General features: G+C 46.8%; 9 protein-coding genes and 1 pseudogene. All 10 read left to right on the plus strand.

Going from position 1 to position 13,751, the window contains the following annotated elements:
* Positions 1-1,350 carry a chromosomal replication initiator protein DnaA gene (dnaA, locus tag EL173_RS00005; protein ID WP_005685692.1) on the plus strand — a complete coding sequence of 450 codons (1,350 nt, stop codon included), beginning with the start codon at positions 1-3 and terminating at the stop codon, positions 1,348-1,350.
* Between the two features lie 173 nt (positions 1,351-1,523).
* A complete protein-coding gene (gene dnaN, locus EL173_RS00010) occupies positions 1,524-2,663 on the plus strand; it encodes a DNA polymerase III subunit beta (protein ID WP_005690396.1) in 1,140 nt (379 codons plus the stop codon).
* Positions 2,664-3,528: 865 nt separating this feature from the next.
* The gene (gene yaaA / locus EL173_RS00020; RefSeq protein WP_005690392.1) at positions 3,529-3,741 is read left to right on the plus strand and encodes a S4 domain-containing protein YaaA; all 213 of its coding nucleotides are present in this window, start codon (positions 3,529-3,531) and stop codon (positions 3,739-3,741) included.
* The gene (gene recF / locus EL173_RS00025) at positions 3,738-4,856 is read left to right on the plus strand and encodes a DNA replication/repair protein RecF (RefSeq protein WP_005690390.1); all 1,119 of its coding nucleotides are present in this window, start codon (positions 3,738-3,740) and stop codon (positions 4,854-4,856) included. The genes yaaA and recF overlap by 4 nt, the downstream gene beginning before the upstream one ends.
* 31 nt (positions 4,857-4,887) lie before the next feature.
* A complete protein-coding gene (gene gyrB, locus EL173_RS00030) occupies positions 4,888-6,849 on the plus strand; it encodes a DNA topoisomerase (ATP-hydrolyzing) subunit B (RefSeq protein WP_005690389.1) in 1,962 nt (653 codons plus the stop codon).
* Between the two features lie 62 nt (positions 6,850-6,911).
* Positions 6,912-9,524 (plus strand): DNA gyrase subunit A, encoded by a 2,613-nt coding sequence (gene gyrA / locus EL173_RS00035; RefSeq protein ID WP_005690388.1) that lies wholly within the window; start codon positions 6,912-6,914, stop codon positions 9,522-9,524.
* A gap of 217 nt (positions 9,525-9,741) precedes the next feature.
* Positions 9,742-9,840, plus strand: a pseudogene (locus tag EL173_RS00040) (single-stranded DNA-binding protein); the annotation flags it as partial.
* 483 nt (positions 9,841-10,323) lie between these two features.
* Entirely contained in the window at positions 10,324-11,739 is a 1,416-nt protein-coding gene (locus tag EL173_RS00050) for an IS5-like element ISLrh2 family transposase (protein ID WP_019728464.1), read from the plus strand.
* 58 nt (positions 11,740-11,797) lie between these two features.
* Positions 11,798-12,028: a hypothetical protein gene (locus tag EL173_RS00055; protein ID WP_005690384.1), complete on the plus strand. Its 231-nt coding sequence runs from the start codon at positions 11,798-11,800 to the stop codon at positions 12,026-12,028.
* 301 nt (positions 12,029-12,329) lie between these two features.
* Positions 12,330-13,745: an IS5-like element ISLrh2 family transposase gene (locus EL173_RS00065; protein ID WP_019728464.1), complete on the plus strand. Its 1,416-nt coding sequence runs from the start codon at positions 12,330-12,332 to the stop codon at positions 13,743-13,745.
* Positions 13,746-13,751 lie beyond the last annotated feature (6 nt).

Below are 13,751 nucleotides of genomic sequence, written 5' to 3' on the forward strand. Positions count from 1 at the left end.
ATGCCCAATTTAGAGGAGCTTTGGGCTTACCTGAATGATAAATTCCGTGAAGAGTTGACCCCAGTCGGTTACAGCACATGGATTCAAACAGCCAAGCCGGTCAAATTGACCCAAGATAAACTCGAAATCGAAGTACCTGCATCTTTGCACAAGGCTTACTGGGAGAAAAATCTGGTTACCAAAGTGGTGGAAGGCGTCTATGAGTTTGCCCAATTAGAAGTCGATCCTGTCATCATGACCAAAGACGAGTTGCAGCCCGCTTCCACGCATCAGCATCAAGTAACCGATGACGATGATGACCAACAACTGACCTTTAAGGCAAAAACGCATTTAAACCCGAAATATACTTTTGACCGCTTCGTGATTGGTAAGGGTAACCAAATGGCTCACGCGGCGGCTTTAGCAGTAGCTGAGGCGCCTGGTACGACTTACAACCCGCTGTTTATTTACGGCGGCGTTGGCTTGGGAAAAACGCATTTGATGCAGGCGATCGGGAATCTGGTCTTGGAAAATAATCCCGCTGCCAACATTAAATATGTCACCAGCGAGAATTTTGCCAATGACTTCATTAATTCCATCCAAACAAAACAGCAAGAACAATTTCGTCAAGAGTACCGAAATGTTGACTTGCTGTTGGTTGATGATATTCAATTCTTCGGTGACAAAGAAGCCACGCAAGAAGAGTTCTTCCATACATTTAATACGTTATACGAAAATATGAAGCAAATCGTCCTAACCAGTGATCGCCTGCCTAATGAGATTCCTAAGTTGCAGGAACGTCTGGTATCTCGCTTCAATAAAGGATTATCCGTTGACGTCACCCCGCCGGATCTTGAAACCCGTATCGCCATCTTACGCAATAAAGCCAATGCAGAAGATCTCAGTATTCCGGATGACACGCTTTCATACATTGCCGGGCAAATTGAAAGTAACGTCCGTGATCTTGAAGGGGCGCTGGTTCGGGTTCAGGCCTTTTCAACGATGAAGAACGAGGACATCACAACCAGTTTAGCGGCAGATGCACTAAAAGCCCTTAAGCTCGACGATCGCAGCGGTCAACTCACCATTCCGCAGATTCTCGATGCGGTCGCCAAATATTTTCAAGTCACCGTTCAGGATCTAAAAGGCAAAAAGCGGGTTAAACAAATTGTTATTCCCCGGCAAATCGCCATGTACTTAGCACGAGAGATGACCGACAATAGCTTACCGAAAATCGGCCAGGAAATTGGCGGAAAAGATCACACGACTGTCATTCACGCCCACGAAAAAATCATGGCTGCCATGACCACCAACGAAGATTTAAAAGCACATGTGGTCGAACTACGAAATATCCTGAAAAATCGTGGTTAATCCACTTGTGGACAACTGCCAGAAACAGAACTTTTTGTCCCTATCACTTATCCACAGGTGCATAACTTCATGATTTGCTGTTCCGCAAAGTTATCCACAGTTTGAACACGCCCTATTACTATTACTTTAAAAGCTTTATATTATATATATAAAACGACGTACAGGAGGCTCTTATGAAATTTACGATTACCCGATCCACATTCTTGAAAACCTTGAATGACGTTTCCCGGGCTATTTCAACCAAAACCACGATCCCGATTTTGACAGGGTTAAAAATCGTGCTCAATGATACAGGGCTAGTGCTGACCGGTAGTGATGCTGATATTTCGATTGAGTCAACCATTAACGCTGCTGATGAAAGTAACGATTTACAAATCGGCAGCACTGGTGAAATTGTATTACCAGCGCGCTTCTTCAGCGAAATCGTTAAACGGCTGCCAGAAAGCACCATGACAGTAGAAGTAAAGGACAATTTTCAAACGGTCATTACTTCAGGGGCTTCCGAGTTTACGATTCGTGGAGAAGATGCGAACAACTATCCGCGTCTACCGGAAATTACCGCAGATGAAGCCTTATCTGTTCCGGCTGACGTCTTGCGCCAACTGATTAACCAAACCGTTATCGCCGTGTCCACTCAGGAAAGTCGGCCAATTCTGACCGGGGTGCATTTAACGATTACCGGCGATCAACTCGTTGCCGTTGCGACCGATTCGCATCGGTTATCGCAACGTACCCTAACTTTGCCAGCAGCAAGCAATATCGATTACGACATCATCATTCCTGGTAAAAGTCTGACAGAACTAAGTCGCATGTTAGGTGACGATGTGACTAAAATCGAAATTCGCATTGCCGAGAACCAGGTATTATTTGTATTTGGCCAAACCGCCTTTTATTCGCGGTTACTTGAAGGCAATTATCCAGACACGAGTCGCCTTATTCCAACATCCAGCAATACGCAAGCCGAGTTCGATGCGCCGGCACTGCTAGCTTCCATTCAGCGGGCCAGCTTGCTGAGTCACGAAAGCAGCAATAACGTCGTGCGTTTAGTCCTCAACATTGGCGAGCAAAAAGCAACCATCTATGGTAATTCGCCAGATGTCGGGAATGTCGAAGAAGTCTTAAGCTTCAACAAGCTGACCGGTCAGGATCTGGAAATCTCCTTCAACCCTGATTACATGAAGGACGCGCTGCAAGGCTTTGGCCAAACAGCGATTGAAGTTGACTTTACGGCACCGCTGCGGCCATTCACCTTGGTTCCAACCGAAGATAAAGAGAAGTTTATTCAGTTGATTACGCCGGTGCGGACGTTCTAGGCAATAGAAAAACGCAAATACAGGGCCAATTAAAAAAGATTCTAGAGTGTGCAAAGCTCTGGAATCTTTTTTGATAGCTTTCAACGATATGCCGAGGATCGATGAAATTTAATATTTCCGCTTGCCAAAACGGTAATAGAGACTCGCAGCAAGGCAACCAATTAGCAAGCTGACAAGTATTAACGGTAAACTCAACCAATTACGGAAATCTGCCATGATGTTACCGTAGACATAGATAGTTACAGAAAAGGCCACAAACATTCCAAAAACTGATTTCATAGTGGGCGCCATAATTTCCTCCTTGTATAGACGGTTTCCACGTGGCAAGCAAAAATATAAAAGTTAATTGGCGACTTTATAATTATTGTATTTAATAAATAGTTTATTTACTGATTTTCCCTGCCAACCATGGAAATATCAAATAATTTAAAATAAAAATCGTAAAGCTGAACGACATTTTTACGATGATATTGTATAAAAGCGCTTGCAAATAGTCAATTTAGGCACCGCTATTTTTTGGATGTCGATGGAATTAACAAAACTTAGCTTGACGTCTAAAGACTGAGCTTAACTGTCTTTTGGCATAAAGCGAGACCTAATCCAGAGAATAGACAGTTATTCATAAGCAGAAACGGCTTTAGGCTAGGCTAAAAACGATAAAACTAAAAATTTGGCTGTTTTTGGCCTTTCTAAGTGTTTTTAGTCTAGGGGGGCGTCTTGGGCTTAAATTGCCTCAGAGCCGCTTAAATGCCCGTTTTGAATTGTTTTTTACTTGGTATAAGGGTATAATTAATTTGTGTTCGTTAGCGGCAAATCACGGTTTCTGGTGGTTTGCCGATACATTTCGGATTGGAGGGCGACGACGATGACAACCATCAAGATCACCACCGCATTTTTGACATTGGGCCAGTTTCTGAAAGAGGCAGGTTTGATTGATAGCGGCGGTGCGGCTAAGTGGTATTTGGGTGAGCACCCGGTAACCGTGAACGGGGCAGCTGAAGACCGTCGTGGCCGGAAGCTGTATCCGGATGATCAGATTAAAGTTGCCGATCAGACCTATGTGATCGTGAGCGCATGAAGCTGGATCATTTAACGTTAAAAAACTATCGCAATTACGCAACGGTTGATACGGCATTTTCACCTGAGATCAATGTTTTGATCGGTGAAAATGCGCAAGGCAAGACGAATCTGCTTGAAGCGATTTATGTATTGGCGTTAGCGCGCAGCCATCGGACCAACAATGATAAAGAGTTGATTCGCTTTGGTAGTGATTTTGCGCGCGTCTCCGGTCAGATCAGTCGCCAAAGTGGGACGCATCAGCTGGAATTGATTATTAGTCATCAAGGTAAGCGGGCGCGGATTGATCGGATCGAACAGTCAAAACTGTCGCAATACTTAGGGCATTTTAATGTCATTTTGTTTGCACCGGAAGATTTGGCGATTGTCAAAGGCAGTCCGGCTGGGCGACGGCGGTTTATCGACATGGAATTTGGCCAGATGAGTCCCAAGTATCTTTATAATCTGAGCCAATACAAAACGTTTCTAAAACAGCGAAACGCATACTTAAAACAGCTGAAATACCATCAAGCCAAGGATCTTGTGTATTTAGACGTTTTGACTGATTCGTTGGCGGCGTTTGGAGCCGAGCTGATCACGGCGCGGGCAAAATTGCTGCAGACCATGTCGGATTATGCTGCTGCCATTCAACAAGACATTACCAAGGGACGCGAAAAGTTGCAGTTTGCTTATCAGACTCAGGTTACTGCGGATCTTCGACAAGATAGTGAGCAGGTCTATGAAGCATTAGGTGCCTTGTTTGCAAAGCAGCAGTCGCGGGAAATCGAGCAAGGCACCAGTTTGGTCGGGCCGCATCGCGATGATGTTTTGTTTATTGTCAATGATAAGGATGTTGCTAATTTCGGCAGCCAAGGCCAGCAGCGCACCACGGCTTTGGCAGTTAAATTAGCCGAAATCGACTTAATGAAGGATCAGACAGGCGAATATCCGGTTTTGTTACTGGATGACGTTTTGTCTGAACTTGACGCTATTCGCCAGACACATTTATTGAAGGCCATTCAAGCCAAGGTTCAGACGTTTCTGACGACGACCAGTCTGGATGGCATTCAAAAGGAAATCATCACGGCGCCCGCTATTTTTCAGGTGCAGGATGGCGTTTTGACGAAGCAGGCGTGAGCAACTGTAAACGATACGAGGAGGATAACCAGTGACGGACAAGAAAGAATCGGCCGAAGAAAAGAAAGAAGAACTGGCAGCAGAATATGATGCTAGTCAAATTCAGGTGCTGTCAGGACTCGAAGCGGTTCGCAAGCGCCCAGGAATGTACATCGGCTCAACTAGCAGTCAAGGATTGCATCATTTAGTTTGGGAAATCATTGATAACGGGATTGACGAAGCGTTGGCTGGGTTTGCAACGCGAATTGAAGTTGAAGTCAACCCGGATAACAGTGTGACCGTTACCGATGACGGCCGTGGGATTCCAGTCGACATTCAGGCAAAAACCGGTCGTCCGGCGCTTGAGACGGTTTATACGGTTTTGCATGCCGGTGGTAAGTTTGGCGGTGGCGGCTATAAGGTCTCCGGCGGTTTGCATGGTGTCGGCGCTTCGGTTGTCAATGCGCTATCAACGAATCTGGACGTGACGGTTGTTCGCGGCGGCAAACGGTATTACATCGACTTTGTGCGTGGCAAGGTTAACACGCCGATGAAAGAACTTGGCCCGGCACCGGAGCATGAGCATGGCACCAAGGTTCATTTTCAGCCGGATCCGGATATTTTCACGGAAACCACAACGTTTGATGATAAAGTCCTGACAACGCGGATTCGTGAGTTGGCCTTTTTGAATAAGGGGCTTAAGCTGACGTTTACTGATAAGCGTGCGGCGACTCATGAAAAGCTGGTGTTTCATTATGAAGGCGGCTTGAAATCTTATGTTGATTTCCTGACGAAGAAGAAAGAAAACCTGCTGCAGGAACCGATTTATGTGGAAGGTCAGGATAAAGGCATTACGGTTGAAGTCGCGCTGCAGTATACGAATGACTATCACAGCACGCTGTTGACGTTTGCCAATAACATTCACACCTACGAAGGCGGTACCCACGAAACCGGGTTTAAAACGGCCCTGACGCGGGTGATTAATGATTATGCTCGGCGTTCCGGTGCGCTTAAAGACAGCGATGATCCGCTCAGTGGGGATGACGTTCGGGAAGGCTTAACCGCAGTTGTTTCGGTCAAGCATCCTGATCCGCAGTTTGAAGGCCAGACCAAGACCAAACTGGGGAACTCGGATGCCCGCACGGTGGTTGATCGTACCTTCTCCGATCACTTCAACAAATTTCTTATGGAACATCCGGCTGACGGCAAGCTCATTATTGACAAGGCCATGCTTGCCAGCAAAGCCCGCTTAGCTGCTAAACGGGCGCGTGAAGTAACGCGTAAGAAGAGCGGCTTGGAAATCTCCAATCTGCCAGGGAAGTTAGCTGACAACACCAGTAAAGATCCGGAAATTTCCGAATTGTTCATTGTCGAAGGGGATTCCGCTGGCGGCTCGGCTAAGTCGGGACGCAGCCGGTTGACCCAAGCGATTTTGCCAATTCGCGGTAAGATTCTGAATGTTGAAAAAGCCTCCATGGAACGTATTTTGGCCAATGAAGAAATCAGAACGTTATTCACGGCGATGGGCACCGGTTTTGGTCAGGACTTTGACATTAGCAAGGCCCGTTATCACAAGTTGATCATCATGACCGATGCCGATGTCGATGGCGCCCATATCCGGACGTTGTTGCTGACGCTGATTTATCGCTATATGCGGCCGGTGCTTGATGCTGGCTACGTGTATATCGCCCAGCCACCGTTGTATCGCCTGCGTCAAGGTAAAATGATGCGCTACATCGATTCCGATGAAGAGCTACAGGATATTCTGGGGCAACTGCCGCCTAGCCCAAAGCCGGATATTCAACGGTATAAAGGGCTTGGTGAAATGGACGCCAGCCAGCTTTGGGAAACCACCATGGATCCTGACACGCGCCGACTTTTACGGGTATCGCCAAAAGATGCTGAACAAGCAGATGGCATTTTTGAAATGCTGATGGGCGATCATGTTGAGCCGCGGCGGAAGTTTATCGAAGAAAATGCGGTCTTTGTTGATCCGAACAACATTGACGTATGATAGATCGCTTTTAGGATGCAGACAGGTAAAATGAGAACTTTTGAGAGGAGACTTTTCGCTTAATGGATGATCGCCAAGAAAGCCGGATTACGAATGTGAATCTCGGCGAAACAATGCGTAAATCATTCCTTGAATACGCGATGAGTGTCATTGTGGCGCGGGCATTGCCTGACGTACGTGATGGCCTCAAACCGGTTCAGCGCCGGATTCTGTATGGCATGAATGAACTCGGGGTCACACCGGAGAAGCCATACAAGAAGAGTGCGCGGATCGTCGGGGATGTCATGGGGAAGTACCATCCGCATGGTGACAGCTCGATTTATGAAGGGCTTGTGCGGATGGCGCAGGACTTTAGTTACCGGTATATGCTGGTTGACGGCCACGGGAACTTTGGCTCGGTTGACGGTGACGGTGCGGCGGCGATGCGTTACACCGAAGCCCGGATGAGTAAAATTGCCGTCGAAATGTTACGCGACATCAACAAAGACACGATTGATTTTCAGGATAATTACGATGGCACCGAAAAAGAACCGGTTGTTTTGCCAGCGCGCTTCCCGAATCTGCTGGTCAACGGTGCGACCGGGATTGCGGTTGGGATGACCACCAATATTCCGCCGCATAATCTGTCGGAAACGATTTCGGCCTTGCATGTGCTGATGGATCATCCTGATGCCACCACCGCCGACTTGATGCAGGCATTGCCGGGACCCGATTTTCCAACCGGTGGTGTTGTCATGGGCAAGTCCGGTATTCGCCACGCATACGAAACCGGTCGCGGAACGATTGTGTTGCGTGGTAAAGTCGACGTTCAAACTGAAAAGTCCGGGCGCGAACGGATTGTTATTACCGAAATTCCTTACATGGTCAACAAAGCCAAGATGGTGGAACGGATTGCTGATTTGGTCCATGAAAAGAAAATTGACGGCATTGTCACCTTGCGTGATGAATCCGATCGTGATGGGATGCGGATTGTCATTGATGTCCGCCGCGATGCCAGTGCTTCAGTTATTTTGAATAATCTCTACAAACTGACACCGCTGCAAACCGGTTTTTCCTTCAACATGGTGGCGATTGTCAATGGTGCGCCAAAGGTATTGAGCCTGAAACAGATCCTGCAATATTATCTGGATCACCAGGAAAATGTCATTCGGCGGCGGACGCAATATGACCTGAAGAAGGCCAAGGCACGGGAACATATTCTCGAAGGCTTGCGAATTGCGCTTGATCATATTGATGAAATCATTACGATTATTCGCAGTTCCGAAACCGGCGACAAAGCAAAAGTCATCTTAATGGACAAGTTCAATCTGTCCGATAAGCAAAGTCAGGCCATCCTGGACATGCGGCTGGTGCGGTTGACTGGTCTGGAACGCGACAAGGTTGAAAGCGAGTATAAAGATGTGGAGGCAGCCATTGCCGACTACACCGATATTCTGGCTAAACCGGAACGTGTTCACCAGATTATTTATGATGAACTGCTTGATATTCAAAAGAAATTCGGTGACAAGCGCCGGACTGAACTGCTGGTCGGTGAAGTGCTGAGTCTTGAAGATGAAGATCTGATTGAGCAAGAAGATGTCGTGATTACCTTGAGTCATAACGGTTACGTTAAGCGCTTGGCAACCAGTGAATTCAAGACGCAAAATCGCGGTGGTCGTGGTATTCAAGGGATGAACGTGCATGACGATGATTTCGTCGAACACCTGATCTCCACTTCAACCCATGATGTTTTGCTCTTCTTCACCAACAAAGGCAAAGTTTACCGCAGCAAGGGTTATGAGATTCCAGAATACAGCCGGACGGCAAAAGGAATCCCGATCATTAACCTGCTAGGTGTTGGTGCGGGCGAGAAGATTCAGACAGTCATTAACGTTCACGAAGGCGACAATGATGACCGCTATTTATTCTTCGTCACCCAAAACGGTGTGGTTAAACGGACACCGGTCAAGGAATTTGCCAATATCCGCAGCAACGGTCTGATTGCGCTCAACTTGAAGGATCAAGACGAACTGAACAATGTCATTTTGACGTCTGGACAGGATAACATCTTGATCGGCACGCACTTGGGTTACAGTGTGGCCTTTAAGGAACAGGATGTTCGGTCAATGGGTCGGACAGCCACCGGGGTTCGCGGCATTCGCCTTCGTGATCACGATTACGTGGTTGGCTCCGATATCCTTAAGCCGGATTCCGAAGTCTTTGTTATTTCCGAAAAAGGCTACGGTAAGCGCACCGCTGCCAAGGAATATCCAATTAAGGGTCGCGGCGGTAAAGGTATCAAGACCGCGAATATTACTGAGAAGAATGGTCCGCTGGCAGGGGTCACAACAGTTGACGGCACCGAAGATATTCTGGTAATGACGGACTCTGGGGTCATGATTCGCTTCAATATCCAAAATGTTTCGCAAACTGGTCGGGCAACACTAGGCGTTCGGTTGATTCGGGTCGACGATGATGCCAAGGTTGCAACCATGGCTAAGGTCGAACCGGAAAGCGACGATCCAGACGACAGCAGCAAACCGGATCAGCCAACCGATCCGCAAGCCGGACCAACTGATGAACATGCGCAACCGGCTGACGGGCAGTATGCAGGCAATGCCGATGAACAGGTTAACAAACTGTTAGATCGTGCGGAGACTGATAAACCTGCACCTGACGATGGCGATGAAGCCTAACTGAACCAAGATGCGTTGAAGCGTCAATGAAAATACCGTTCGAATGGGTAGTTTGCCAGTTCGAACGGTATTTTTGTGCCTCGTTTTTCACGCGGCTCGTAGCTTGCTCCCCAAAATTTTTGATCGCTAATCCATTTACGTTAAACATCATAGTTTTGACATAATGTATAGCAGACAGTGAAAAATAGAGCGATGAGATTTGAGGGGAAGAGTTATCATGTTAAACAATGTGAGTTTAACCGGCCGTCTGACGAAGGAACCAGAAGTGTTTAAAACTGCTGCTGATTTGGAACCAGTGCGCTTTACGTTGGTAGTGTGAGCAATTTTAGTTGAAAAGCACAAAATAAATATAATGATTTTTAGTTATTTTTTCTTTTAACCATATGATAAAACACCGCTGCAGCGATTCCACCTATCATAAGGCTAACAACGAGCGCAACAGGGTTTAACCAGTTGTTTGGACTGACGAAGATGTTACCATATAAATAGATCAGGATTGAAAATAAAATAAATATACCAATAACGGAATTTTTGTTTTTTGCATTTTTCATAGTGTTTAATCTCCCTTATTAGACTGTAATATGTATTATACAGATTTTTTTGGAAAGAAAAGCGTTTATAATATTTTATTAAGATATTAGATTAATACATAGTGGATGGTGAAAAACTATAAAAGTACTTTCATGATAGGCTTTGACAATAGTTAAGTGTATAATAAGTGTAAGCCTTATTTGCCCGAAATGCCTATGCTTTGGGATTTACCCTTGCACTTATCGCTGACCTATCGGAGGAATTGATCATGGTTTATCGTCAAAAAGCAACGCAACTATCACTTGAATCCTTTGGAAGCGCTCTGGGAACACCGCTCAGCCCGGACAACGAGTGGGTTCAATATGCAGAATTGATCCCATGGGCCAAACTTGAAGAGGCATACCAATTACAGTTCCCTTCAAAAACCGGCCGAGCAGCGAAGCCATTTCGATTGCTTTATGGCGCAACGTTGATCCAGTTGAAGAAAGGCCTGACCGACCGCCAAGTTGTCGACGATATCCGTGATACACCAGCCTATCAGTACTTCATCGGATTACCCGAATATCGCGCTAAGAAGCCATTTGAACACACAACGTTGGTGCACTTTCGCCAACGGCTTTCAGCCATCTCAGATTTGATCCGCAACATTACTAATGACTTCACGCGCGAGCGGTTGGAGGCCGATCTACCTGAGGGGACACATGTTTTGATTAGTGATGCGACTGCCGTTCCGGTCAAGATCAAGTATCCCCAAGATACAACGCTGCTTAACCAGAGTCGTTTGAATCTCGAACAAATGGTCACAGATCTGGCCCACGGGTTAGGTGTGGAAATTCCGCGGACGTACAGACGTGAAGCAAAAGGTAAGTGGACCGCTTTTTCGAGGAAACCGCGGCGTCAAAACAAGGAACGCCGCAAACAGCTTCAGGCTCAGCTACAATACATCCGAAGAGATCTGCGATATGTGGCGGAACTGCTTGCGCAAGGCGGTCAGCTCACTGATTGGCAAGCACAGCGTCTGGAAGTGATTAAACAAGTCTATGAGCAGCAGCTCTTCATGTTTGAGAACCACACTCACCATGTCGAGAATCGCATCGTTAGCCTTCAACAGCCGTATATCCGGCCAATCGTGCGAGGTAAGGCAAAGCAGTCCGTTGAGTTTGGCGCCAAGATTGACTGTTCCATGTTGGATGGCGTGATTGATGTAGAGCGTTTCGACTTCAATTCATTTAACGAAAGCACTGATCTTGAAGTAACGCTTGACCATGCTTTTGACCTAGTGGGTGAATATCCGGATGAGGTGCTGGTCGATACTCTCTATCGCACGCGAGATAACATCAATCTGTGTAAGAAGCTAGGCATTAAACTTAATGGGCCAAAGCTGGGTCGAAAGCCCAAACATGTGGATCCGAAACAGCGCAAAGCCGATGTCAGTGCGGAAAACCGTCGCGGTGCCATTGAGCGCAAGTTTGCCTTCTTGAAAGGTTCACTTGGGCTTGACTTAGTGAACACCAGAACGGCTGAGTCCTTGGTGGTAACGGTGGATAGCGCGATTGCATTGGCAAATATCGACCTCCTCCTTAAGCTTTTTTCTGTACCAATTTCTATTGTGGTCGAACAGGGTGGCCTGCATTATCAAATCAACTATAAAGTGACTGAAATTCGGCCAGAAACCGCAGCCTAAATCACCAGGCACTACATAGGAAAACTAGTTTTCTAAAAAATAAAGAAATGGAGCGAATATGATGACGACAACTCTTAGTTTGTACGATGCCTTAGGTGAGGATCAACTCCAAGGTATCAATGGTGGCCGTGGTAAATGCTCAGCGAACGAAGCTAATAAAGCAATGGGAAATGCTTTTGTTGGCGGGTTCGTTGGTGGACTTCCCGGTGGATTCCTCACCGCTCTGGGCGCAGGTGGAGCAGGTGGTTTAGCTACGGGAGCGGGTTACTGGGCGACATGCTGGTGGTAAGGTAGTAGACCTGCCGGATGCGAAAAAGCTGACACGTATTTGTGTCAGCTTTTTTAGAAGAATGATTAAAAAATTCAAAAGGAGTGAAACTCAAATGAAAAAAATCATTAAACTTGCAATAGCTGGATTTATCGGAATAATAACCTTTACTCTAGTGGATGGTGAAAAACTATAAAAGTACTTTCATGATAGGCTTTGACAATAGTTAAGTGTATAATAAGTGTAAGCCTTATTTGCCCGAAATGCCTATGCTTTGGGATTTACCCTTGCACTTATCGCTGACCTATCGGAGGAATTGATCATGGTTTATCGTCAAAAAGCAACGCAACTATCACTTGAATCCTTTGGAAGCGCTCTGGGAACACCGCTCAGCCCGGACAACGAGTGGGTTCAATATGCAGAATTGATCCCATGGGCCAAACTTGAAGAGGCATACCAATTACAGTTCCCTTCAAAAACCGGCCGAGCAGCGAAGCCATTTCGATTGCTTTATGGCGCAACGTTGATCCAGTTGAAGAAAGGCCTGACCGACCGCCAAGTTGTCGACGATATCCGTGATACACCAGCCTATCAGTACTTCATCGGATTACCCGAATATCGCGCTAAGAAGCCATTTGAACACACAACGTTGGTGCACTTTCGCCAACGGCTTTCAGCCATCTCAGATTTGATCCGCAACATTACTAATGACTTCACGCGCGAGCGGTTGGAGGCCGATCTACCTGAGGGGACACATGTTTTGATTAGTGATGCGACTGCCGTTCCGGTCAAGATCAAGTATCCCCAAGATACAACGCTGCTTAACCAGAGTCGTTTGAATCTCGAACAAATGGTCACAGATCTGGCCCACGGGTTAGGTGTGGAAATTCCGCGGACGTACAGACGTGAAGCAAAAGGTAAGTGGACCGCTTTTTCGAGGAAACCGCGGCGTCAAAACAAGGAACGCCGCAAACAGCTTCAGGCTCAGCTACAATACATCCGAAGAGATCTGCGATATGTGGCGGAACTGCTTGCGCAAGGCGGTCAGCTCACTGATTGGCAAGCACAGCGTCTGGAAGTGATTAAACAAGTCTATGAGCAGCAGCTCTTCATGTTTGAGAACCACACTCACCATGTCGAGAATCGCATCGTTAGCCTTCAACAGCCGTATATCCGGCCAATCGTGCGAGGTAAGGCAAAGCAGTCCGTTGAGTTTGGCGCCAAGATTGACTGTTCCATGTTGGATGGCGTGATTGATGTAGAGCGTTTCGACTTCAATTCATTTAACGAAAGCACTGATCTTGAAGTAACGCTTGACCATGCTTTTGACCTAGTGGGTGAATATCCGGATGAGGTGCTGGTCGATACTCTCTATCGCACGCGAGATAACATCAATCTGTGTAAGAAGCTAGGCATTAAACTTAATGGGCCAAAGCTGGGTCGAAAGCCCAAACATGTGGATCCGAAACAGCGCAAAGCCGATGTCAGTGCGGAAAACCGTCGCGGTGCCATTGAGCGCAAGTTTGCCTTCTTGAAAGGTTCACTTGGGCTTGACTTAGTGAACACCAGAACGGCTGAGTCCTTGGTGGTAACGGTGGATAGCGCGATTGCATTGGCAAATATCGACCTCCTCCTTAAGCTTTTTTCTGTACCAATTTCTATTGTGGTCGAACAGGGTGGCCTGCATTATCAAATCAACTATAAAGTGACTGAAATTCGGCCAGAAACCGCAGCCTAAATCACC

The sequence above is a fragment of the Lacticaseibacillus rhamnosus genome, assembly GCF_900636965.1.
Classification (GTDB): Bacteria; Bacillota; Bacilli; order Lactobacillales; family Lactobacillaceae; genus Lacticaseibacillus; species Lacticaseibacillus rhamnosus.